This is a genomic window from Actinacidiphila glaucinigra (genome assembly GCF_035918135.1).
Taxonomy (GTDB): Bacteria; Actinomycetota; Actinomycetes; order Streptomycetales; family Streptomycetaceae; genus Actinacidiphila; species Actinacidiphila glaucinigra.
The window spans coordinates 6,225,258-6,247,517 of the sequence record NZ_CP109144.1 but is presented as its reverse complement, the minus strand read 5'-3'; the positions used below and the strand labels follow the sequence as shown (position 1 = coordinate 6,247,517).

18 protein-coding genes are annotated in these 22,260 nt (G+C 72.7%); 9 read left to right on the top strand and 9 right to left on the bottom strand.

The annotated features are described in order from the left end of the window. Window positions 1-116: 116 nt before the first annotated feature. Window positions 117-1,478: a glutamine synthetase family protein gene (locus OIE69_RS28095; protein WP_326576682.1), complete on the bottom strand. Its 1,362-nt coding sequence runs from the start codon at window positions 1,476-1,478 to the stop codon at window positions 117-119. A gap of 270 nt (window positions 1,479-1,748) precedes the next feature. Between OIE69_RS28095 and OIE69_RS28090 the strand changes: the two genes are divergently transcribed. Continuing rightward, window positions 1,749-3,506 (top strand): NAD+ synthase, encoded by a 1,758-nt coding sequence (locus tag OIE69_RS28090; RefSeq protein ID WP_326576681.1) that lies wholly within the window; start codon window positions 1,749-1,751, stop codon window positions 3,504-3,506. 547 nt (window positions 3,507-4,053) lie between these two features. Here OIE69_RS28090 and OIE69_RS28085 read toward each other — a convergent pair. From OIE69_RS28085 to OIE69_RS28070, 4 genes are all read right to left on the bottom strand, one after another. After that, the gene (locus OIE69_RS28085; RefSeq protein WP_326576680.1) at window positions 4,054-5,283 is read right to left on the bottom strand and encodes an MFS transporter; all 1,230 of its coding nucleotides are present in this window, start codon (window positions 5,281-5,283) and stop codon (window positions 4,054-4,056) included. A gap of 94 nt (window positions 5,284-5,377) precedes the next feature. After that, on the bottom strand, window positions 5,378-6,298 hold the full coding sequence (locus tag OIE69_RS28080) for an endonuclease/exonuclease/phosphatase family protein (RefSeq protein ID WP_392567685.1): 921 nt from the start codon (window positions 6,296-6,298) through the stop codon (window positions 5,378-5,380). Window positions 6,299-6,565: 267 nt separating this feature from the next. Beyond that, window positions 6,566-7,210, bottom strand: a complete 645-nt coding sequence (locus tag OIE69_RS28075; protein WP_326576678.1) for a TetR/AcrR family transcriptional regulator — start codon at window positions 7,208-7,210, stop codon at window positions 6,566-6,568. Continuing rightward, window positions 7,207-8,811: an MFS transporter gene (locus tag OIE69_RS28070; RefSeq protein WP_326576677.1), complete on the bottom strand. Its 1,605-nt coding sequence runs from the start codon at window positions 8,809-8,811 to the stop codon at window positions 7,207-7,209. The genes OIE69_RS28075 and OIE69_RS28070 overlap by 4 nt, the downstream gene beginning before the upstream one ends. 170 nt (window positions 8,812-8,981) lie before the next feature. On the opposite strand from OIE69_RS28070, the gene panB reads away from it, so the two are divergent. The 7 genes from panB to OIE69_RS28035 all read left to right on the top strand — a co-directional run bounded on the left by panB (window position 8,982) and on the right by OIE69_RS28035 (window position 14,940). Beyond that, window positions 8,982-9,863, top strand: coding sequence for a 3-methyl-2-oxobutanoate hydroxymethyltransferase (gene panB / locus OIE69_RS28065; RefSeq protein ID WP_018556940.1), 882 nt, complete (start codon window positions 8,982-8,984; stop codon window positions 9,861-9,863). Between the two features lie 202 nt (window positions 9,864-10,065). Then, entirely contained in the window at window positions 10,066-10,611 is a 546-nt protein-coding gene (locus OIE69_RS28060) for a hypothetical protein (protein WP_326576676.1), read from the top strand. Beyond that, complete coding sequence (locus tag OIE69_RS28055; protein WP_089221762.1) at window positions 10,611-11,204, top strand: sigma-70 family RNA polymerase sigma factor; 594 nt, start codon at window positions 10,611-10,613, stop codon at window positions 11,202-11,204. The genes OIE69_RS28060 and OIE69_RS28055 overlap by 1 nt, the downstream gene beginning before the upstream one ends. Then, complete coding sequence (locus tag OIE69_RS28050; protein WP_326576675.1) at window positions 11,201-11,911, top strand: anti-sigma factor family protein; 711 nt, start codon at window positions 11,201-11,203, stop codon at window positions 11,909-11,911. Before OIE69_RS28055 ends, OIE69_RS28050 begins: the two co-directional genes overlap by 4 nt. Window positions 11,912-12,075: 164 nt before the next feature. After that, window positions 12,076-13,056: an ATP-binding cassette domain-containing protein gene (locus OIE69_RS28045; RefSeq protein ID WP_326576674.1), complete on the top strand. Its 981-nt coding sequence runs from the start codon at window positions 12,076-12,078 to the stop codon at window positions 13,054-13,056. Next, window positions 13,053-13,874: an ABC transporter permease gene (locus tag OIE69_RS28040; protein ID WP_326576673.1), complete on the top strand. Its 822-nt coding sequence runs from the start codon at window positions 13,053-13,055 to the stop codon at window positions 13,872-13,874. Before OIE69_RS28045 ends, OIE69_RS28040 begins: the two co-directional genes overlap by 4 nt. A 10-nt stretch (window positions 13,875-13,884) precedes the next feature. Then, window positions 13,885-14,940 carry a PHP domain-containing protein gene (locus OIE69_RS28035; RefSeq protein ID WP_326576672.1) on the top strand — a complete coding sequence of 352 codons (1,056 nt, stop codon included), beginning with the start codon at window positions 13,885-13,887 and terminating at the stop codon, window positions 14,938-14,940. Window positions 14,941-15,231: 291 nt separating this feature from the next. On the opposite strand, the gene OIE69_RS28030 is transcribed toward OIE69_RS28035, so the two are convergent. Together OIE69_RS28030 and ligD are read right to left on the bottom strand one after the other, a co-directional pair. After that, window positions 15,232-16,107, bottom strand: a complete 876-nt coding sequence (locus OIE69_RS28030) for an ATP-dependent DNA ligase (RefSeq protein ID WP_326576671.1) — start codon at window positions 16,105-16,107, stop codon at window positions 15,232-15,234. 13 nt (window positions 16,108-16,120) lie between these two features. Further along, a complete protein-coding gene (gene ligD / locus OIE69_RS28025) occupies window positions 16,121-17,020 on the bottom strand; it encodes a non-homologous end-joining DNA ligase (protein WP_326576670.1) in 900 nt (299 codons plus the stop codon). A gap of 41 nt (window positions 17,021-17,061) precedes the next feature. Between ligD and ku the strand changes: the two genes are divergently transcribed. Beyond that, window positions 17,062-17,961: a non-homologous end joining protein Ku gene (gene ku / locus OIE69_RS28020; RefSeq protein WP_326576669.1), complete on the top strand. Its 900-nt coding sequence runs from the start codon at window positions 17,062-17,064 to the stop codon at window positions 17,959-17,961. A gap of 7 nt (window positions 17,962-17,968) precedes the next feature. Here the strand turns inward: ku and OIE69_RS28015 are convergent, their stop codons facing one another. Further along, on the bottom strand, window positions 17,969-21,316 hold the full coding sequence (locus tag OIE69_RS28015; protein ID WP_326576668.1) for an ATP-binding protein: 3,348 nt from the start codon (window positions 21,314-21,316) through the stop codon (window positions 17,969-17,971). Window positions 21,317-22,046: 730 nt separating this feature from the next. Further along, window positions 22,047-22,175: a hypothetical protein gene (locus OIE69_RS28010; protein WP_326576667.1), complete on the bottom strand. Its 129-nt coding sequence runs from the start codon at window positions 22,173-22,175 to the stop codon at window positions 22,047-22,049. Window positions 22,176-22,260 lie beyond the last annotated feature (85 nt).

Below are 22,260 nucleotides of genomic sequence, written 5' to 3'. Positions count from 1 at the left end.
GTCCTGGCTTTCGTTCTCTCCGTTCTTGCGGTCGGCGAATGAGACGACTCCGGGCCGACGGCATCGCGCTGCCGGCCCGGATCACGTCGTCCTCGGGAAACCCCGCTGACCTGCGGCTACAGGTTCGGGAGGTTCTTACGGAGCTCGAACGCCGTGACCTCGCTCCGGTACTCCTCCCACTCCTGCTTCTTGTTGCGCAGGAAGAAGTCGAAGACGTGCTCCCCGAGCGTCTCGGCGACCAGCTCGCTGCGCTCCATGAGGGAGATGGCCTCGCCCAGGTTCTGCGGGAGGGGCGAGATGCCGAGCGCACGGCGCTCGCCGTCGGAGAGGGCCCAGACGTCGTCGTCGGCGCCGGGCGGGAGCTCGTAGCCCTCCTCGATGCCCTTGAGGCCCGCGGCCAGGAGGACGGCGTAGGCGAGGTAGGGGTTGGCGCCCGAGTCGAGGGAGCGGACCTCGACGCGGGTGGAGCCCGTCTTGCCGGGCTTGTACATCGGGACGCGGATGAGCGCGGACCGGTTGTTGTGGCCCCAGCAGATGTACGAGGGCGCCTCGCCGCCGGCGCCCGCGGTGCGGTTGGCACCGCCCCAGATGCGCTTGTACGAGTTGACCCACTGGTTGGTGACCGCGGAGATCTCGTCGGCGTGCCGCAGCAGGCCCGCGATGAAGGAGCGGCCGACCTTCGACAGCCGGTACTCGGCGCCGGACTCGTGGAAGGCGTTGCGGTCGCCCTCGAAGAGGGAGAGGTGGGTGTGCATGCCGGAGCCCGGGTGCTGGCTGAAGGGCTTGGGCATGAACGTGGCGTTCACGCCCTGCTCCAGCGCCACCTGCTTCATGACCAGCCGGAAGGTCATGATGTTGTCGGCGGTGGACAGCGCGTCCGCGTACCGCAGGTCGATCTCCTGCTGGCCGGGGGCGCCCTCGTGATGGGAGAACTCCACCGAGATGCCCATCGACTCCAGCATCGTGATGGCCTGGCGGCGGAAGTCCTGGCCCACGTTCTGCGGGGTGTGGTCGAAGTAGCCGGAGTTGTCGGCGGGCACCGGCACGGTGCCGTCCAGCGGCAGGTTCTTCAGCAGGAAGAACTCGATCTCGGGGTGCGTGTAGAAGGTGAACCCGAGGTCGGAGGCCTTGGCCAGGGACCGCTTGAGGACGAAGCGGGGGTCGGCGTACGACGGGGAGCCGTCCGGCATGAGGATGTCGCAGAACATCCGGGCCGTGCCGGGGGCCTCGGCGCGCCACGGCAGGATCTGGAAGGTACCGGGGTCCGGCTTGGCGATCATGTCCGACTCGTACACCCGGGCGAAGCCCTCGATCGCGGACCCGTCGAAGCCGATGCCCTCGTCGAAGGCCTGCTCCAGCTCGGCCGGCGCCACGGCGACCGACTTGAGATAACCCAGCACGTCGGTGAACCACAGCCGCACAAAACGGATGTCGCGCTCCTCGAGGGTGCGGAGCACGAACTCCTGCTGCTTATCCATAGCTATCCAACCTCACAGGTCATGGGGCCTGTTGTCCGTGCCGGCTCGAGCGAGGGCCAGACCAGTATCGCGCCACGGGATTACCGGACTGTTTCGGCGGCGGCCGGTACCGCCGGACACCCCTCGCCACCATTGTGATGCACCCTTGCGATCTTGACACAGGGGGACGACCCCGGAAAGGCCCGTCCGCCACGGCTTCCGGGGCCGAGTGCGCGACCCCACAGGCGCCGCCCACGGCATCGCGTCGATTTGACGATTACACTGGGCGGCGTGCCTCAACTTCGCCTCGCCCTGAATCAGATCGACTCCACCGTCGGCGACCTCGCCGGGAACGCGGAGTCGGTGGTGCGCTGGACCCGGCACGCGGCCGAACAGGGAGCCCACCTCGTGGCCTTCCCGGAGATGGCGCTGACCGGGTACCCCGTGGAGGACCTCGCCCTGCGCTCCTCCTTCGTCGAAGCCAGCCGTGCCGCCCTGGAGGCGCTCGCCGAGCGCCTGGCGGCCGAGGGCTTCGGAGAGCTGCCCGTGGTCGTCGGCTACCTCGACCGCAGCGAGAAGGCCCAGCCCCGCTACGGCCAGCCCGCCGGCTCGCCGCGCAACGCCGCGGCCGTGCTGCACGGCGGGAAGGTCGTACTCAAGTTCGCCAAGCACCACCTGCCGAACTACGGCGTCTTCGACGAGTTCCGCTACTTCGTGCCCGGAGACACCCTCCCGGTGGTCCGGGTGCACGGTGTTGACGTCGCCCTCGCCATCTGCGAGGACCTGTGGCAGGACGGCGGCCGGGTGCCCGCCGCCCGCACCGCCGGCGCCGGGCTGCTGCTCTCCGTCAACGCCTCCCCGTACGAGGTAGCCAAGGACGACACCCGCCTCGACCTGGTGCGCAAGCGCGCCCAGGAGGCCGGCTGCACCCTCGCCTACCTCGCCATGATCGGCGGACAGGACGAGCTCGTCTTCGACGGCGACTCGATCGTCGTCTCCGAGGACGGCGAGGTGATCGCCCGGGCCCCGCAGTTCGAGGAGGGCTGCGTCCTGGTCGACCTCGACCTGCCCGCCGCGGACACCACCAAGGTGCCGGGCGGCATCGCCGACGACGGCCTGGAGATCGAGCACGTCACCCTCTCCGCCGAGCCGCTCCCCGCGTACGAGCCCGAGGTGCACGGCGGCCAGGCCCCGCGGCTGGGCGACGACGAGGAGGTCTACACCGCGCTGGTCGTCGGCCTGCGGGCGTACGTCGCCAAGAACGGCTTCCGCTCCGTGCTGATCGGCCTCTCCGGCGGCATCGACTCCGCCCTCGTCGCGGCCATCGCCTGCGACGCCGTCGGGGCGGCCAACGTGTACGGCGTCTCCATGCCGTCGCGGTACTCCTCCGACCACTCCAAGGACGACGCCGCCGAGCTGGCCCGGCGCACCGGCCTGAACTTCCGCACCGTGCCGATCGGCCCGATGTTCGACGCCTACATGGGCTCCCTGGGGCTGACCGGGCTGGCGGAGGAGAACCTCCAGTCCCGGCTGCGCGGCACGATGCTCATGGCCGTCTCCAACCAGGAGGGGCACATCGTCCTCGCCCCGGGCAACAAGAGCGAGCTGGCGGTCGGCTACTCCACGCTGTACGGCGACTCGGTCGGCGCGTACGGGCCCATCAAGGACGTCTACAAGACGACCGTCTTCCGCCTCGCGCAGTGGCGCAACCAGGCCGCGGCGGAGCGGGGCCAGACCCCGCCGATCCCCGAGAACTCCATCTCCAAGCCCCCGAGCGCGGAGCTGCGCCCCGGCCAGGTCGACACGGACTCCCTGCCGGACTACGACGTCCTGGACCGGGTGCTGGCGATGTACGTCGACCAGGACAAGGGGCGCGACGCGATCGTCGCCGCCGGGTTCGAGGCGGAGCTGGTGGCGAAGGTGCTGCGGATGGTGGACACGGCGGAGTACAAGCGGAGGCAGTATCCGCCGGGGACGAAGATCTCGGCGAAGGGGTTCGGGAAGGACCGGAGGCTCCCCATCACGAACCGCTGGCGCGAGCACGCGTGACGCTGCGCCGGCGGTCCGGGGTGGTGCGTCCGGGGGTGCCCCTTGCGGCCCGTCGCTGTGTGCGGGCTGTCTGGGCCTGCGGCGGTACCAGGCCGTACCGGCCGGTTCCGCTGTGGTCGGCTGTTGCGCCGTCTCGCGCCCTTCGGGCGCAAAGACGCGGGCCGCGGAGGGGAGGGTGGGGGCCGCCCTCCTCGGCAGTGTGCGGGTGGGCGGGTGGCCGGGGTTCAGGCTCCGGAGCGGGTCCCCTCCCCAGTGGCGCGGGTCTCGCCGCCGTCCGCGGGTGCGGATGGCGACGAGACCGGAACCGTACGAACAACCGGCTCCACTCCGGAGCCTGAACCCGCGCCGACCGCCGACCCGCACCGCGTGGGGGCGGGCCACCCCACCGTCCCGTCCGCAGCGCGCCGCTTCGCGCCCGAAGGGCGCGAGACGAACCCGCACCCGTCCACGGGCACCATCGCCCCAGCGCTGCCCCGAACCGGGCCCGAAGCAGGGCCCGACCCCCGTTTCGGGCAGGCGTCTCAGCCACGGCCGGGGGCGCCCGCCGTCAGCCCACCCGCTCCGCGGACCGCACCACGGCGTCGGACGCCACGACGACCCGGGAGGAGGACGACGCCGCCCCCGAACCCCCCGCCGCGCGCCGCTCCCACAGCCCTCCGGCCGTGGCGATCCCCACCCCGATGACCGCCAGCCCCGCGCCCGCCACCGCCGGGGCGGTGTAGCCGAGGCCGTGCGCGAGCACGACCCCACCGAGCCAGGCACCGCCCGCGTTGGCCAGGTTGAACGCGGCCTGGTTCGCCGCGGAGGCCAGCGCCGGGGCGTGCCGGGCCTTCTCCATGACGAGCATCATCATGGGCGACCCCGCGGCGAACGCCGCGACCCCGAGCAGGACGACCGTGAGCGCCGCGCTCCAGCGGGCGTGCAGGGTGACCGTGAACAGCAGCAGGACGACCGCGAGCGCGCCGAGCCCGCCGAGGAGGGCGGGCCGCAGGGCGCGGTCGGCGAGGCGGCCGCCGAGGAGGTTGCCGATCGTCGCGCCGACACCGAAGAGGGCGAGGACCAGGGTGACGCTCCCGTCCCCGAACCCGGCGACCTCCGTGAGCATGGGCGTGACGTAGCTGTAGACCGCGAAGACCGCGGCGAAGCCGAAGATCGTGGTGGCCAGCGTCAGCCAGACCTGCCCGCTGCGGAAGGCCGACAGCTCCCGGCGCAGTCCGCCGCCCGGGGTGAGCGGGATGCGGGGGACGAGCAGGGCGATGCCGGCGATGGCGACGAGGCCGATGACGCCGACGGTGAGGAAGGTGGCGCGCCACCCGAGGTGCTGTCCGAGGAGGGTGGCGGCGGGGACGCCCACGATGTTCGCGACGGTGAGGCCGGCGATCATCAGGGAGACCGCACGGGCCTTGCGCGCGGGGTCGACCATGCTCGCGGCGACGACCGCGCCGACGCCGAAGAAGGCGCCGTGCGGGAGTCCGGACAGCACGCGGCCGGCGAGCAGCCAGCCGAAGCCGGGGGCGAGCGCGGAGAGGGTGTTGCCGACGGTGAACAGGCCCATGAGGGAGATCAGCAGGGCCTTGCGCGGCATCCGCGTGGTGATCGCGGCGAGGAGGGGGGCGCCTATGACGACGCCGAGGGCGTAGCCGGAGACGAGGTAACCGGCGGTCGGGATGGAGGTGTGCAGGTCGTCCGCGACGTCGGGCAGCAGGCCCATCATCACGAACTCCGTCGTACCGATGCCGAATGCGCTGATCGCCAGTGCGAGCAGGGCGAGAGGCATGACAGGCCTTTCCGGGGCAGGGTTGCGAGCAGCTATAAGTTTAACTGCGGAACAAAGTCTGCCCGGCCCGTTCTTCCCGTGGGCGAAGAACTCGTTACGGGAGTGCTACCTTCGCGGCCACCGGCCGGTGGTCGCTGCCCGTCGCGGGCAGCACCCACGAGTCGGTCGGCTCCGCTCCCCTGACGAGGATCTGGTCGATGCGGGCGGTCGGGAAGCCGGCCGGCCAGCTGAAACCGAAGCCGTCGCCCGCGGCGCCCTGCGTGGAGCGCATCTGGGAGGTGATGTTGGCGAGCGCGCGGTCGTTCATCGTGCCGTTGAGGTCGCCCATGAGGATCACGTCGGGCACCTTCTCGTCCGCCACGGCCTCGCCGAGCGCGTCGGCGCTGCGATCGCGCTCGCCGGCGGTGAAACCCGCGTTGAACTTGACCCGCACCGAGGGCAGATGGGCGACGTAGACCGCGACCTTCCCGTGCGGGGTGGCGGCGGTGGCGCGCAGGGCGCGGACCCAGCCGAGCCGGATGTCCACCGGCCGCACCTGGCTGAGCGGGTACCTGCTCCACAGCCCGACGGTGCCCAGCCTGGCGTGGTACGGGTAGCGGGCCTTCAGACCCGACTCGTAGACGGCGGCCTTCCCGGCGGGGATCTCCTCCAGCGCGACGAGGTCGGCCCCGGAGCCGACGAGGGCCTGGGCGGTGCGGGCGGGGTCGGGGTTGTCGGCGTTGACGTTGTGGGTCACCACGGTGAGGTCGCCGCCGCCGGTGTGCTTGTCCGTGAGGAGCCCGCCGAAGAAGTGCAGCCACACCACGGTCGGCAGCAGGACGGCGATCAGCGCGGTGGCCGAGCGCCGCAGCAGCCCGACCGCCAGCAGCACCGGGAGCACGAGCCCGAGCCACGGCAGGAAGGTCTCCAGCAGGCTGCCCAGGTTGCCGACCCGGTTGGGCACCGCTCCGTGAAAGGCCATCACCACGGTGATGGCGACGGCCAGTACGGCCGTGACGATCCCCCGCCGCCACATGCCGTCGCCGAACGCCCAGTACCGCCGGAAGCGTCCGAAACGTCCGTTCGCACCCGAACCCTGCGGCTTGTCACCGCTGTCGGTGGTCACGTCCGCGTCGTACGCCTGAGCCATGGGGGGAGTCCTCACTGTCTTGCCAGGTGCTCAGTCGACCATAGGGGATCGACGCCCGGAGGACGGGACTCGCCGGGCGACGGGTTCCCCGCCGGGCCGCCCACGGGACGCCCTGTGACAGAACGAGGACATTCCCCTTGTTCCCTGACGCGTTCAGTTCCCGGCGCGGACACCCTGCAGCACCGCGTCGACGATCAGCTCGGACAGCCCCTCCGGCAGCGCCGCGTCGGGGCGCAGCATCGAGCGGGACAGCATGGGGCCGAGGAAGAGGTCGCCGAGGAGTTCCGGGTCGATGTCCGCGCGGAGTTCGCCGGTGCGGACGCCGCGCCGCAGGACCTCGCCGACCTGCGCGCGCCGTGCCGCGATGACGGTGTCGTGGTAGGCGGCCCACAGTTCGGGCTCGTTCTGGGCCTGGGCGATGACGTTGCGCAGCAGGGCGGAGGAACGCTTGACCAGGGCTCTGCGCCGTATGAACTCGACGCAGGTGACCAGGTCGTCACGGACCGAGCGGCCGGCGAGCCGCGGCGTCTGCTCGTCCACGGACTTCATGACGTCCAGCATCAGCGCGTTCTTGCCCGCCCAGCGCCGGTAGACGGTGGCCTTGCCGACCCCGGCGGCGCGGGCGATGCGCTCCATCGACAGGTCGGCGATCGTGGCGCCCTCCTCCAGCAGGCTGAGGACGGCCTCGATGATCGCGGTGTCGGCGGCGGCGCTGCGCGGGCGGCCGCGTGCGACGCGCACGGAAGGCCCGGGCGACGTCCCGTCGCCCGGTTCCGTCCCCGCACGGGTGTCGGTCACCGCTCCGCCCCCACCGGGCTGGTCTCGCGTTCCTCCCCGCCCGCGGGGCGCGCCCCGGAGTTCCTGCCGGGCAGGAAGAACAGGACGACGAGCATGCCGAGCAGCGCGACACCGCTCGCGACGTAGGCGGTGACGTGCATGGCGTCGAGGAAGGCGTCCGTGGCCGGGGCGATCAGCGCCTTGCCCGCGGGACCCATGCCCTCGGCCACGGCGCGCGTGGCCTCGATGGACTCGCCGGCCCGGTGCTGCACCTCGGCGGGGAGGCCCGTCAGATGGTCCGCGATGCCGTCACGGTAGACCGTCGACATCAGCGAGCCCAGGACCGCAACGCCGAGTGCGCCGCCGACCTGCCGGAAGGTGTTGTTGACGGCGGAGCCGGAGCCGGCCTTCTCGCGCGGCAGGGAGGACATGATGGCGACGGTCGCGGGCGGCATCACGTGGGCCATGGCGGTGCCCATGAGGAAGAACAGCACCTCCAGCAGCCAGATCGGGCTGTCGGCGTCGAGCAACCGGAAGCCGAGGAAGCTGAGCGCTATGAGCGCGAGCCCGGTGGCGCAGGTGGCGCGGGCGCCGACGCGGTCGACGACCAGCCGGGCGCGGGGGGCGAAGACGAGCTGGGCGAGGGCGAGCGGGAGCAGCAGGAGGCCGGACTCCAGGGCGGTGTAGCCGCGCACGCTCTGGGTGTAGAAGACCATGAAGAAGGTCACGCCCATGAGCGCGAAGAAGACCAGGCCGATCGCGGAGACCGAGGCGGAGAAGGTCGGGTTGCGGAAGTAGGAGACGTCGAACGCGGGGTGGCTGCTGCGGGCCTCGTGCCAGACGAAGGCGCCGAGCACCACGAGGCCGCCCACGATGGGCGCCAGGGCCGTGGGGGCGGTGAAGTCCGCGAGCTGACCGCCCTTGATGATGCCGTACACCAGCAGCACCAGGCCGACGATGGAGAGCAGCACACCGAAGGGGTCGAGCCGGCCCGGCCGCGGGTCGCGCGAGTCGGGGACGATGAGCACCATCGCGACGAGGGCGACGGCGATGATCGGCACGTTCACCAGGAAGACCGAGCCCCACCAGAAGTGCTCGAGGAGCAGTCCGCCGGTGACCGGGCCGATGGCTATCGCGAGGCCCACCGCACCGGTCCATATGCCGATCGCCTTGGGCTGCTCCTCGCGCTCGAAGACGTTGATGATGATGGCGAGCGTGGCGGGCATCACGAAGGCGCCGCCGAAGCCCATGACCGCGCGGAAGGCGATCAGCTCGCCGGAGGAGCCGGCGAAGGCCGACAGCACCGACCCGACGCCGAAGACGGCCATGCCGAAGAGCAGCACCTTCTTGCGGCCGAGGCGGTCGCCGAGCAGGCCGGCGGTGAACAGCAGGCCGGCGAAGACCAGCGTGTAGGAGTTGATCGCCCACTCCAGCTGGCTCTGGGTGGCGCCCAGGCCGGTCGGAGCGGGCTCGGCGATCGTCTTCATCGCGACGTTGAGGATCGAGTTGTCCAGGACCACCACGAGGAGGCTGAACAGCAGGACGGTCAGGATCCCCCAGCGGCGGCGGTGGACCGCCTCCGGGACACCGAGGCTCGGCGGCTGCGCTGTGTCGGCGGGCATGCGGCCAACGTAGACCCGATTTCCGATACGGGACCGTTTCGTATTGTAAAACCTCGGCAAAAGGGGGAGCGGCGGACGCCCCCCTTTGCGCGAACGGCGGCGCGTGTCAGCATGGAAGCGGTCCGGGGACGCCGTGAGGGCGCCTCGAGATGACACAAGGAGCCGTTGCAATGACGCATGCCGTTCCGGCTGCCCAGACGCCCGCCCAGCCCGCTCCCGACAGCAGCAAGGCGCTGTACGGCGGCAAGGGGACACGGCGGATCACCGTCCGGGACATCGCCGCCGCCAAGGAGCGCGGCGAGAAGTGGCCCATGCTCACCGCCTACGACGCCATGACCGCCTCGGTCTTCGACGAGGCCGGCATCCCCGTGCTGCTGGTCGGCGACTCGATGGGCAACTGCCACCTCGGCTACGAGAGCACCGTCCCGGTCACGCTGGACGAGATGACGATGCTGTCCGCCGCCGTCGTGCGCGGCACCAAGCGCGCGATGGTCATCGGCGACCTGCCGTTCGGCTCGTACCAGGAGGGTCCGACGCAGGCGCTGCGCAGCGCGACCCGGCTGGTCAAGGAGGCCGGGGTGGGCGCCGTGAAGCTGGAGGGCGGCGAGCGCTCCGCCCAGCAGATCGAGCTGCTGGTCCAGGCCGGCATCCCCGTGATGGCCCACATCGGCCTCACCCCGCAGTCGGTCAACGCCTTCGGCGGCTACCCGGTCCAGGGCCGCGGCGAGGAGGCCGCCCAGCAGCTGCTGCGCGACGCGAAGGCCGTGCAGAACGCGGGCGCCTTCGCCGTCGTGCTGGAGCTGGTCCCCGCCGAGCTGGCCGCGGAGGTCACGCGCATCCTGCACATCCCGACGGTCGGCATCGGCGCGGGCGTGGAGTGCGACGCCCAGGTGCTGGTCTGGACGGACTTCGCGGGGATGACCGGCGGCCGGGTGCCGCGCTTCGTCAAGCAGTACGCGGCGCTGCGCGAGACCCTCGGCGGCGCCGCGAAGGCCTTCGCCGAGGACGTCGTGGGCGGCGCCTACCCGGCCCCGGAGCACAGCTTCCACTGATCTCCCGACGACCTGTCGCGGCGCCACGCGCGACTTCCCCTGAGGCGGTGCGACGCACCGCCGGCTTCCGCCCCGGGCACCCCCTCCCCGGGGCGGAAGTTTTTTTCTGAGGAGGTTGAGTACACCGCCCCTCGTCTCCGTATGAGTTGGCAACCGCCCACCAGGGGCGGAGCACCGACGAGACAATGCCGGGGGCCTTGGCATGAACGTTCCGAAGTTGCGCCGGTCAGTGGGGGCGGGGGCATTCGCCTCCGCCGCGCTGATCGTCGCCACCGCCTGCAACGCGGGCGTCGACAATGCCAGTCCCCCGGTGGGCGCGATCCAGGCGTCGCAGCCCGCAGCGGCCCCCGGTCTCCGGACCGTCGACAACGCCCAGCTCGGCAAACTGGTCACCGACGAGAAGGGCTGGGTGCTGTACCGCTTCGAGCAGGACAAGCCCAACCCGCCGACCTCGACCTGCACCGGCGAGTGCGCGACCCAGTGGCAGCCGGCCGCCGCGGTCTCGGACACCCAGGTGCAGGGCGTGGACCAGAACCTGGTCGGCAGCGTGAAGCGCGCCGACGGCACGATGCAGCTCACGCTCAACGGAATGCCGCTCTACCACTTCGCGGGCGACAAGAACCCGGGCGACACCAAGGGCCAGGGCGCGAACCGCACCTGGTACGCGGCCACCCCGGACGGCGAGAAGGCCGGGGCGCCCGCGCAGCCGAAGAGCGCCTCCACCGAGAACGGGTCAGACGGGTACTGATGGGACAGCAGGCATTGAGAGGACTCGACCCCCAGCGATCAGTAGGGCAGGATGCGCTCGTGGCCGACCATCGCTCAGGTGGGGTCCCCGAAGAGGACCTCATGCGGGCGCTCTACCGCGAACACGCGGGTGCGCTCTTCGCATACGTTCTTCGGCTGGTCGGCGGTGACCGCTACCTGGCCGAGGACGTGGTGCAGGAGACACTCCTGCGCGCGTGGAAGAGCGCGTCCCGGCTCGACCCGGGCGCCCGTTCCCTGCGGCCCTGGTTGGTGACGGTCGCCCGGCGGATCGTGATCGACGGCCACCGCAGCCGTCAGGCACGGCCCCCGGAGGCCTCCCCGGCCGCCCTCGACCAGCTCCCGGCCGAGGACGAACTCGAACGCTCCCTGAGGCTGATGACGATCTCCGACGCACTGGATGATCTCACCGAGGCCCACCGCCAGGTGCTGATCGAAACGTACTTCAAGGGCCGGACGGTCAACGAGGCCGCGGCGGCGCTGGGGGTACCGCCCGGCACCGTGCGCTCCCGCGTCTTCTACGCCCTCCGCTCCCTGAAAATCGCTCTTGAGGAAAGGGGTGTGACCACCTCGTGACGGTCTACGGTTACGGCTCCGGGGCAGGTGCCCCCCACGACCCGCACGTCGACGTCGGGGCCTACGTCCTCGGCGTGCTCGACGACGCCGACATGGCGCGCTTCGAGCAGCACCTCGCCATCTGCCACCAGTGCGGGCAGCAGCTCGACGAGTTGAGCGGCCTCGTGCCGGTGCTCGCCGAACTCGCCCCCGCCGGTGCCGGCGCACCCGTCCCGCCCAGCGGCGACAAGGTGCTCGGGCGTCTCCTCGGCAAGGTCTCCGACGAGCGCAAGACCCGCGCCCGGCGCAGGATGTTCGCGCTCGCCGCCTCCGTGGCGCTGATCGTGGCGGCCCCGACCGTCGCGGTGCTGGCCTCCGGCGGCTCGGACGACGCGCAGGCCAGGGTGTACGCGGAGCAGTTCAAGGGCACCGACAACTCCACGGGCGTCAAGGCGACGGTCGGTATCAACGAGAAGAAGTGGGGCAGCGAGGTCGGCCTCACCCTCGCCGGGGTCCAGGGCCCGCTGACCTGCCGCCTGGTCGTCGTCGGAAAGGACGGCTCGCAGCAGACGGTCGGCACCTGGAGTGTCCCGACGGCCGGCTACGGCACCTCCGACCAGCCCAACCCGCTCACTCTGGACGGGTCGGCGGGGATGCAGCCGGACGACATCTCCCGCTTCGACGTCGTCACGTCCCAGGGCCAGCGGCTGGTGTCGGTCACCACATAGGCCCTGCGGGCGCCGGCACAGGAAGGGGGGACGCGCGGTGCGCGTCCCCCCTCCGGCGTTCTCCGGTGCCGCGCGCGGGCGGCCGAGGCGGTGTCGGCACCGTGTCGGTGGGGCTGTCAGCGATATGTCGGCGCCGTGTCGGTGACACACGCGACCGTGGCGTCATGACAGAACGAGATGCCAAGAGCATGGACACCGCCGTCAGGGTGCGGGGGCTCGTGAAGCGCTACGGGGAGACGAAGGCCCTCGACGGGGTGGACCTGGACGTGCGGGAGGGGACCGTGCTCGGCGTACTGGGGCCGAACGGTGCCGGGAAGACGACGCTGGTACGGATCCTGTCCACGCTGATCCGGCCGGACGCCGGCACGGCGACGGTGGCCGGGTACGACGTGGTGGCGCAGCCCCGCCAGTTGCGCCGGGTGATCGGGCTGACCGGGCAGTACGCCTCGGTCGACGAGTCGCTGTCGGGCCGCGAGAACCTCTACATGATCGGCCGGCTGCTGGACCTGTCCCGGCGGGACGCCCGCGGCAGGGCGGACGAGCTGCTGGAGCGGTTCTCGCTGACGGACGCCGCCCGCAAGCCCGCCAAGGAGTACTCGGGAGGCATGCGCCGGCGCCTGGATCTGGCGGCGTCGATGATCGGGCGCCCGGCGGTGCTGTACCTGGACGAGCCGACCACCGGCCTGGACCCCCGCACCCGCAACGAGGTGTGGGAGGAAGTGCGGAACATGGTCGCGGACGGTTCGACCGTGCTGCTGACCACGCAGTACATGGAGGAGGCCGAGAAGCTCGCGCACGAGCTGACGGTCATCGACCGCGGCCGGGTGATCGCCGGGGGCCGGGTCGAGGAGCTGAAGGCGAAGGTCGGCGGCCGGACGCTGCAGGTGCGGCCGGTGGACCCCGGGGTGCTGGACGCGATGGCGGCGGCGCTCGGCAGGGGCGCGCAGGCTGTCGCGGACCACGCGGGCGGGGTGCTCAACGTGCCGATCCTCAGCGACGAGCAGTTGACGGAGGTCGTGGCCGCGCTCGGCGCACAGGGCTTCGCCATCGCCGGCATCGACACCCATCTGCCCAGTCTGGACGAGGTGTTCCTGGCCGTCACGCGCGGCAGCGGCACCCAGGAGCGAGAGGAGCTCGCGGCATGACCGCCGTCACCGTCCCCGCGGGGAACACCAGGGCCGCGGCCGCCGATCCGCGGATCGGGCTGCGCGCCAACCTGCGGCACATCGGCGCCCTCGTGCGGCGCAACGTGCTGCAGATCCGGCAGGACCCGGAGTCGATGTTCGACGCGCTGCTGATGCCGATCGTCTTCACGCTGCTGTTCGTGTACGTCTTCGGCGGCGCGCTCGAGGGCAGCCAGGAGAAGTACGTCAACTACATGGTGCCCGGCCTGATGGCCATGATGGGCATGAACATCGCCATGGCCGTCGGCACGGGCGTCAACTCGGACTTCAAGACCGGGGTGATGGACCGCTTCCGCACGATGCCGATCGCCCGCTCCTCCGTGCTGATCGCGAAGATCGTGGTGGAGATCGGCCGGGCGCTGGTCGCCACGGTGATCCTCCTCCTGATGGGCTTCATCCTCGGACTGCACGTGGACAACGGGGTGTTCGGGCTGCTGGGCGCGGTGGTGCTGTCGCTCGCCTTCGGGGCCTCGCTGATGTGGGTCTTCATCCTCCTGGGTCTGGTCGCCCGGACCCCCCAGTCCGTCCAGGGACTCGCCATGATCGTCGTCCTGCCGCTGCAGTTCGGGAGCTCGATCTTCGCCAAGCCCACGACCATGCCGGGCTGGCTGGAGGCCTTCACCCGCTACAACCCGCTGTCCAACCTCGCGGACGCCTCCCGCAACCTGATCAACGGCGGCGCCGTCGCGCACTCGGCGATGATGACGGTGATGTGGGCCGTCGGCATCACGGTGATCAGCGCGCCGCTGGCGGTGGCGAGGTTCCGCAACAAGACCTGATCCTGGAGGCATGGACCCCGTAGCGGCGCTGGACCGGATCGCCTTCCTGCTGGAGCGGGACGGTGCTCCGACCTACCGGGTCCGTGCCTTCCGCGGTGCGTCCGCCGCGGTCGCCGCGCTGCCGCCGGAGGAGCTCCGGCGGCGCGCGGAACGGGCGGGCGGCCTGGAGGAGGTCAAGGGGCTCGGCCCGAAGACCGCCGCCGTCGTCCGGGAGGCGCTGGCGGGCGAGCGGCCCGCCTACCTCACCCGGCTGGCGGAGGGTGCCGCGGACGCGGTCCCCCGGCCGGAGGGCGGCGCGGGGCTGCGGATGCGGGCCGCGCTGCGCGGCGACTGCCATCTGCACTCCGACTGGTCCGACGGCGGCAGCCCGATCGAGACGATGGCCCGCACCGCGATGGAGCTGGGCCACGAGTGGGCGGCGCTCACCGACCACTCCCCCCGGCTGACCGTCGCCGGGGGGCTGACCGCCGAGCGGCTGCGCGCCCAACTGGAGGTGGTGGCCGAGGTCGGCGGCCGCCTCGGCGGCTCCTTCCGGCTGCTGACCGGCATCGAGTGCGACATCCTCGCCGACGGCGCCCTCGACCAGAACGCGGAGCTGCTGGACCGGCTGGACGTGGTCGTCGCCTCCGTCCACTCCAAACTGCGGATGGACCGGGACGAGATGACCCGGCGGATGATCTCCGCGATCAGCAACCCCCTGGTGGACGTGCTCGGCCACTGCACGGGCCGGCTGGTGTCCGGCAAGCTGCGCCCGGAGTCGGAGTTCGACGCGGACCTGGTCTTCGCCGCCTGCGAGCGCTTCGGGGTGGCCGTGGAGATCAACAGCCGCCCCGACCGCCTCGACCCGCCGCGCCGGCTGCTGCGCAAGGCCGTGGAGGCCGGGGTGCTCTTCAGTATCGACAGCGACGCCCACGCACCCGGCCAACTGGACTGGCAGATCCACGGCTGCGCCCGCGCCGAGGAGTGCGGCGTCCCCCCTGAGCGGGTCGTCAACACCTGGGACGTGGAGACCCTGCTGCGCTGGACCCGCACCCGCCAGGTGCCGGCGGCGGCCGCCCAGGGCTGAGCCGGTGCCCGGTCCGCGGGCGGCCCGAGGAGGCCGCGCGGGCCCGAGCTGCCCGGTTCGGCTCCGTCCGGGGGACACGGCGGCGTCCGCGGCCCGGTCCAGGGCGGCGTGGGTGCCGAGCAGCGGCACGAGCAGCCGGAGGGCCTGGAGGAACGCGCGCATGCCGGACGGGGTCTCCTCGGAACCAGGGGGTCGCGCGCGACGGGCCGGGCGGCGACGCGTCACGGTATTCCGGCTACGACCGCTGCTCAACGGCCTTTCCGGGGCGGGGTGGTGAACCATTCCGCCCCGTCACGCCTCGGGCCGGAGGCGGAGCACCGTGGTGAGGGCGTGGCGGCCCTCGCCCTGGAGGATCTCGACGGGGAGGGGGGCGGGCAGCGGACGGTAGGGGGTGCCGTCGTCGAGGGCCGCGGCGGCCGGGGCCGGCGGGGGGACGAGGAGCGCGGCGAACTGCGTGCGGAGGGGGGCGTCCAGGGGCGCGGAGGCGAAGGGGCCGTCGCCGAGGTCGAGGACGAGGGCGCGGGGGGCGCGGGGGGCGCCGGTGAAGCCGATGGCCTCGGCGTCCTGGGGGACGGCGTGGCGGAGTTTGAGCCAGTCACGTCGGTCGGGGCGGTAGCGCTGGCCGCGGCCCTTGACGACGAGGCCCTCGATGCCGGCCGGGGCGAGCGAGGTGTACCACTGGACGGCCTCGTCGCGGTCGGTCGTCATGGGTACGGCCTGCAGCGGCGGCCCGAGCGGTGCCAGCAGGGCGACGAGGGCGGCCCGGCGTTCGTCGTACGGGCGGCCGCGCAGGTCGGTGCCGCCGGCCGCGAGCAGGTCGAAGGCCGCGTAGTTGGCGGGGAGGACGGGGCGGCGGCGGGAGCCGCGCAGCGCGCGGCGCTGGAGGGCGCCGAAGTCGATGCGGCCGTCCCGCCAGATGACGACCTCGCCGTCGAGGACGGTACCGGACGGCAGCGCCCCGGCGGCCTCGGCGATCTCGGGGAAGGTCGCGGTCACGAGCCGGCCAGAGCGGGTCTGCAGACGCACGGGGCCGGTGAGCACGACCATGCGGTGGCCGTCGAACTTGGGCTCGTAGGCGCACCCGCCGGGAAGGGCGTCGGCCGCGGGGACGGTGTCCACGCGGCGGGCCAGGGCGACACGGACGGGCAGCGGGAGGGGGCCGGTCACCAGGGGGCGCCCGTCACGGCAGGATGCCGCGTCCGGCGGCGTCGTCGAGGGCGGCCAGCAGGTCGCCGTGGACGGCGGCGCGCCGCAGGACCTCCTCGGGGGTGAAGGCGAGGTCCTCCGCCGTCCGGCAGGAGGCGACCTCGTCCCAGGTGACGGGGGCCGCGACGCCGGGGCGGTCGCGCAGCCGCAGGGTGTAGGGGCAGGCGGTGGTCTTCGCGGAGGCGTTCTGGGACCAGTCGATGAAGATCTTCCCGGCGCGCAGGCTGCGGGTCATGGAGAAGACGACAAGGCCGGGGTGCTCGTCGCGCATGCGCGCGGCGAGCGCCTTGGCGTAGCCGGTGGCGGCGGCCTCGGTGGCGGACCGCAGCGGCGCGTACAGATGGAGTCCCTTGCTGCCGGAGGTGACGGGGAAGGCGGTGAGCCCGTCGTCCTCCATCATCTGGCGCAGGCGTTCGGCGACCCGGCAGCACAGGACGAGGTCGGCGCCCTCGCCGGGGTCGAGGTCGAGGACGAGCCGGTCGTGGGCGTCGCGGCCGCCCGCCGCGGTCCACTGCGGGACGTGGACCTCCCAGGCGCCGAGGTTGGCCATGGTGACCAGGGCGGGAGTGGAGTCGACGACGATGTGCGGCTCGCCGGCCTCCCCGGCGGTGGTCACCCAGTCGGGCGTGCCGGCGGGCGGGCGTTTGGCGAACCACCGCTGGGCGTGCGGGCCCTCGGGGGCGCGGACGAAGGAGGCGAGGCGCCCGGCGGCGTGCGGCACCAGCACCGGGGCGATGCTCGCGTAGTACTGCAGCAGCTGTGCCTTGGTGTGGCCGGTGACCGGGAAGACGACCTTGTCCAGGTGGGTGAGGACCACTCGGCGGCCGTCCACCTCGACCGTCTGCCGGTCGGGCGAGGCTGACGGGGCGGGCATAGTCTGGAAAGTCCCCGGAAAGGGACGAAAGTATGCGATCCATGTGGAAAGGTGCGATCGGCTTCGGGCTGGTCTCCATTCCCGTCAAGCTCTACGCGGCCACCGAGGAGCACGGCGTCTCCCTGCACCAGGTGCACGCCGAGGACGGCGGCCGCATCCGCATGAAGCGGTTCTGCGAGAAGGAGGGCAAGGAGGTCCCCTACGCGGAGATCGCCAAGGGGTACGAGGACGAGGCCGGCCGCACGGTGGTGCTCACCGACGAGGACCTGGCCGCCCTGCCCCTGCCCAGCAAGAAGCTGATCGACGTGCTCGCCTTCGTCGACGCCGACGACATCGACCCGCTGTCGCTGTCCCGTGCCTACTACGTCGGCGCCGAGACCGCCGCGGCCAAACCGTACGTCCTGCTCCGCGAGGCCCTGAGCAGCAGCGGCAAGGCCGCCGTCACCAAGATCGCGCTGCGCACCCGCGAGTCGCTGGCGCTGCTGCGCGTCCACGAGGACGTGCTGGTCCTGCACACCATGTACTGGCCCGACGAGGTCCGCGCCGCGGAGGGGCTGGCGCCGCCGGAGAAGGTCACCGTGCGGCCGCAGGAGCTGAAGATGGCGCAGAGCCTGATGGAGACCCTTTCCGAGGACTTCGACCTGGAGTCGATGCACGACGAGTACCAGCACGCGATGGACGAGCTGGTCGCCGCCCGGCTGGAGGGCGAGCCCGTCCCCGAGATGGCCGAGGTCACCGCCGCCCCCGACAACGTGGTGGACCTGATGGCCGCGCTCCAGGCCAGCATCGACGCCCGCGGCGGGGAGAAGGCCGCCGCGAAGAAGACCGCCTCCGGCAAGGCCCCGGCGAAGAAGACGGCCGCGAAGAAGGCGCCGGCGAAGAAGACGGCCGCCAAGAAGACCGCGGCGAAGAAGGCGGCGCCCCGCAAGAAGGCCGGCTGAGGAAGCCTCAGACGGGCCGGCGCAGCAGCTCGACCGCCTCCGCGAAGACGAGCCCCTCGCCCTCGCGGTAGGCGTGCGCGAAGTCCTCCTCGCCCAGGTACCCGCGCAGCCGTACCGCGTCCTCGTCCAGGCTCGTCCGCTCCCACGGGGTGCAGGCGGTCTGCCGCAGCGCGTCGTGGGCGCCCAGCACCACCGCGGCGCGGCGGGCGGGGCCGCGGACGTCGTCGCCGTCCCGCAGGCCGGCGATCCCGGTGAAGAGCGCGACACCCGGCGGGAAGAGGAGCACGCCCAGGCGCGGCCCGATGATCGGGCTGAGCGGGTGCCCCTCCATGTAGGCGACGGACTCGGCCAGATGGGGCAGCCCGCCGTACGGGTCGCCGGCCATGCCGGTGAGCCAGCCGCGGATGGCGGCGAGGAGTCCGACGATGAACGAGGGCATCCCGCGCGGCGGGGCGGCCTGCAGGGCGTCGAGCAGTGCGAAGGCCTCGTCCAGTTCGCCGCGCCGGGAGAGCAGGGCGATGAGGAGCACCTTGCCGTAGTAGCCCGCGTCGTCGCCCACCGGCCGGTAGGTCTCGGCCTCCGCCACCCCCTCGCGGATCAGCCGCTCCCCCTCCACGAGGTCGCCGGCGTTGGCGAGGGCGTCACCGAGGCGGACCGTCATGATCGGCACGTGCTGGTACGCGCCGAGTTTGCGGGCGAGCTCGATGGCCTCGCGGCAGCTCTCCGCGGCGCGGACCCAGTCGCCGGCGTTGGCGGTCGCCTCGGCCTCCGCCGCCAGCACCTCGGCCATGCCCCAGTCGTCGCCGACCCTGCCGAACAGCTCCCGGGCCTCGCGGATGTCGTCCATGGAGGCCTCGAGCCGGTCCTCCACGTCGTTCATCACCTTGGCGCGGAACTGCAGCGCGAACGCCAGCTCCCACACCCGGCCGTGCAGCCGGCAGCTCGCCACCGTGTCGTCCATGAGCTCGGACATGCGGTCGAAGCGCCCGGTCAGCATCGCGCCGAGCATGCGGAAGAGCCCCGGCCGCAGGCTGGACTGCGGCAGCTCCGGCGGGTAGGCCTCGATGATCGCCTCGCCGAGCCCGACCAGCCGCGGGTCGTTCCACACGTCGCGCTCGCCCATGTACGCGAACACCTCGGAGGTGCGCACCCAGCGCCGCGCCTCGGTGAGCTGCTGCGGTGTCATCGGCGGCGGGTCCTCCAGCGGCCCGCGGTCCAGCGGCGGGAGCCGCAGCGGCTCGGCGAAGGCGTCCACCGGGCTCATCGCGGCCACCACGGCGGGCCAGTGGCCGATCTCGCTGCGGTAGTTGCGCATCTCCCAGAACCAGCTGCAGGCCAGCACCAGGCAGAGCGCCTCCTGCTCGTCCCCGGTGTCCACCGCCCGGCGGATCGCGGCCCGCAGGTTCTCGTGCTCCCGCTCCAGGCGGTCCAGACACCGCAGTTGGCCCGGTCCGCGCAGCTCGGGGTCGGCGGTGCGGACGTACTCGCGGAAGTACGTGGTGTGGCGGCGGCCCACGGTGTCGCGCTCACCGGCCTCGACGAGGCGTTCGGCCGCGTACTCGCCGATGGTCTCCAGCATGCGGTAGCGGGCGCCGTCCTCGGCGAGGTCGGCGACGACCAGCGACTTGTCGACGAGCGAGGCCAGGACGGAGGCGACGTCGCGGGCGTCCACGGCGCCGCCGTCCGCTCCGCACACCGCCTCGGCGGCGGCCAGGTCCCAGCCGCCGGCGAACACGGCGAAGCGGCGCAGCACGATCCGTTCGGCCTCGCTGAGCAGGCCCCAGCTCCAGTCGACCACCGCGCGCAGTGTCTGCTGGCGTGGCAGCACGGTGCGGCTGCCCGCGGTGAGGATGCGGAAGCGGTCGTCGAGCCGGTCGGCCAGCTGACGGGGCGTCATCATCCGCAGCCGGGCCGCGGCCAGCTCGATGGCGAGCGGGAGTCCGTCGAGCCTGCGGCACAGCTCGGCGCAGGCCTCCGGGTCCTCGTCCGGCGTGAAGCCGGGACGGGCCGCCGCACCGCGGTCGGCGAGCAGCCGCAGGGCCGGCGTCCGGGGCAGCGGGTCCAGCGGGCGGATCAGCTCGCCCGGGACACCCAGCGGCTCGCGGCTCGTGGCCAGCACCGCCACGTCCGGGCAGTGCGCGAGCAGCCGCTCCGCGAGCTCGGCGGCGGCGCCGATCACGTGCTCGCAGTTGTCCAGGACCAGCAGCATGCGGCGTTCCGCGCAGTACTCGGTGAGCTGCAGCAGCGGGTCCTTGGCCACGGCCCCCTTCGCCTCCGCGGCCAGCGCCGCCTCGGTCGCCGAGGCCGCGTGCAGCAGCGTCTCGCGCAGGCCGAGCGCGTTCACCACGGCGACGGCCACGGTGCGCGGGTCCTCCACGGGTGCCAGCTCCGCGAACCAGACGCCGTCCGGCCAGTGCCCGGCGACCAGGTCCCCGGCCTCCTGCGACAGGCGGGTCTTGCCGGTGCCTCCCGGGCCGGTGACGGTGACCAGCCGCGCGGCCGCGAGGTCCGCGGCGATCGCGGACAGGTCCGACTCGCGGCCGACGAAACTGGTCAGCCGGGCACGCGCGTTGCCGAGCCGCACCGGGCTCCCGGACGGGGCCCCCGCGGGGGCGGGGGCGGGGGCGGAAGGATTCAGCAGCTCCGTGTGGAGGGCGCGCAGCTCCGGGCCCGGATCGGTGCCCAGCGTCTCGGCGAGCTCGCGCCGCACCTCCTCGTACGCCACCAGCGCGTCGGCGCCCCGGCCCGCTTCGCGCAGCGCACGCAGCCGCAGCACCTGAACCGCCTCGTTCAGCGGGTGCGCCGCGGCCAGTTCCACGGCCTCCGGCAGCACCTGCTCGGCGCGGCCCAGCGCCACTTCGGCGGTTATCCGCAGCCGCCGGGCGTCCAGCCGCAGCGCGTCGTAGCGGGGCGCGACGGTCACGCGGTCCGGGAGGTCGGCCAGCACCGGGCCGCGCCACAGCGCGAGCGCGGAGTCCAGCGCCTCCGCGGCCTTGGCCGCGTCGCCGTCGGCGAGCGCCCGGCCGCCGTCCTCGACGAGCCGCTCGAAGCGGTGGAGGTCCACGGCGTCCGGCTCGGCCACGAGGCGGTAGCCGCCGTCCACCGAGCCGACGGCCTCGTGCCCGATCGTCCGCCGCAGCCGCGCGACCAGCGCCTGCAGGGCGCCGGTGGCGTCGGCGGGCGGCTCGCCCTCCCACACCTCGTCGATCAGCGCCTCGGTGGTCCGCACCCGCCCGGCACGCAGCGCGAGCGCGGCGAGCAGCGACCTCAGCCGCGTACCGGCCAGCGGTACGGCTGTGCCGTCGTCGCGGTGAACCTGCGTCGTCCCGAGAATGCCGTAGCGCACGCCCCCCATTCTGTCCGAGGCGCGGGGGCGGGCGCCCCCGGGTTGCGTTCTGTGGGGCCGGGTTGTCGTGTGCGGCGCCGTCGCGGTTGCGGGCCGGGTGCCCCGCGCTGCCCGGTGGCTTGCGTGCGGGTCCGTTGTTGTGTGCGGGCGGCTGCGCCGGGCTGCCGGGTTGTCGTGTGCGGGTTGTTTGCGCCTGCGGCGGGCTGTCCCCCGCCCTCCCGCCCGATTGCCCGGCGCGGTCAGTGACCGCCTCGCGGCGTGCGTGGTGGGCCGGGTGCGGGGCCTCCGGGGCTGCACGTCCTGGACTGGGTTATTTACGTGCATGGCGGGCGGTCCATGTCCGAGCCCCGGATGCCGCACACAAATATCCCGCAGCGTCCAGAACATCCACCCCTACGACCCCGCCCCCTCCGTATCCGTGAGCGACTGACGGCCGGAGGGGGGTGAGGGCGGTCCGGGGTTGCCGCACGTGCCTTGCTGAACGCCCACGGCCGTCTGGTGCTCCATGGGGGCAGCTTCCTTTGGTAGCTGGGGGTGGTGACTGAGGCCCGCGCCGGCTTCGCGCGATGATCATGGGGTGGATCGGACCGGAAGGTCTTTCGGGGTGCTCGGGCCGATGCCGGCGGTAGGGCGCGCCCTGTCGAGCGGCCCGTTGCCGTGTGCGTGTGCCGCCCTGTTTCGGCCTTCGCTCAGGGGCGGCCTCATTCGGTGTGGTTCCCAGACTGAACCTGGTTGCGAGTCAGCCGCCCGCGCCGGAGGCCAGGGTCGTCCCCACATCGGCAATCGTCGTGATCTGCCGCCTGGCGACCTTCGGCATCGCCGTGACATAGGCAAAGCCCTGCGAGCACCCGCGGGTGAGGTGCGTCACTCGTCCCATGGGAGGTGCCACCCCCGGCCACGGGTGCGCGCACCCTTGCTCGGCCTGCGGCCAGAGGACCCCTGCTGAGGGCAGC

What these genes read in the sequence shown, in the direction of transcription:
- OIE69_RS28035 (WP_326576672.1), top strand. Translation starts at nt 13,885, where the DNA reads ATGGACCCCGTAGCGGCGCTGGACCGGATCGCCTTCCTGCTGGAGCGG.
- OIE69_RS28015 (WP_326576668.1), bottom strand. Translation starts at nt 21,316, where the DNA reads ATGGGGGGCGTGCGCTACGGCATTCTCGGGACGACGCAGGTTCACCGC.
- OIE69_RS28045 (WP_326576674.1), top strand. Translation starts at nt 12,076, where the DNA reads ATGACAGAACGAGATGCCAAGAGCATGGACACCGCCGTCAGGGTGCGG.
- OIE69_RS28055 (WP_089221762.1), top strand. Translation starts at nt 10,611, where the DNA reads ATGGGACAGCAGGCATTGAGAGGACTCGACCCCCAGCGATCAGTAGGG.
- panB (WP_018556940.1), top strand. Translation starts at nt 8,982, where the DNA reads ATGACGCATGCCGTTCCGGCTGCCCAGACGCCCGCCCAGCCCGCTCCC.
- OIE69_RS28060 (WP_326576676.1), top strand. Translation starts at nt 10,066, where the DNA reads ATGAACGTTCCGAAGTTGCGCCGGTCAGTGGGGGCGGGGGCATTCGCC.
- OIE69_RS28085 (WP_326576680.1), bottom strand. Translation starts at nt 5,283, where the DNA reads ATGCCTCTCGCCCTGCTCGCACTGGCGATCAGCGCATTCGGCATCGGT.
- OIE69_RS28040 (WP_326576673.1), top strand. Translation starts at nt 13,053, where the DNA reads ATGACCGCCGTCACCGTCCCCGCGGGGAACACCAGGGCCGCGGCCGCC.
- ku (WP_326576669.1), top strand. Translation starts at nt 17,062, where the DNA reads ATGTGGAAAGGTGCGATCGGCTTCGGGCTGGTCTCCATTCCCGTCAAG.
- OIE69_RS28095 (WP_326576682.1), bottom strand. Translation starts at nt 1,478, where the DNA reads ATGGATAAGCAGCAGGAGTTCGTGCTCCGCACCCTCGAGGAGCGCGAC.
- OIE69_RS28070 (WP_326576677.1), bottom strand. Translation starts at nt 8,811, where the DNA reads ATGCCCGCCGACACAGCGCAGCCGCCGAGCCTCGGTGTCCCGGAGGCG.
- ligD (WP_326576670.1), bottom strand. Translation starts at nt 17,020, where the DNA reads ATGCCCGCCCCGTCAGCCTCGCCCGACCGGCAGACGGTCGAGGTGGAC.
- OIE69_RS28080 (WP_392567685.1), bottom strand. Translation starts at nt 6,298, where the DNA reads ATGTGGCGGCGGGGGATCGTCACGGCCGTACTGGCCGTCGCCATCACC.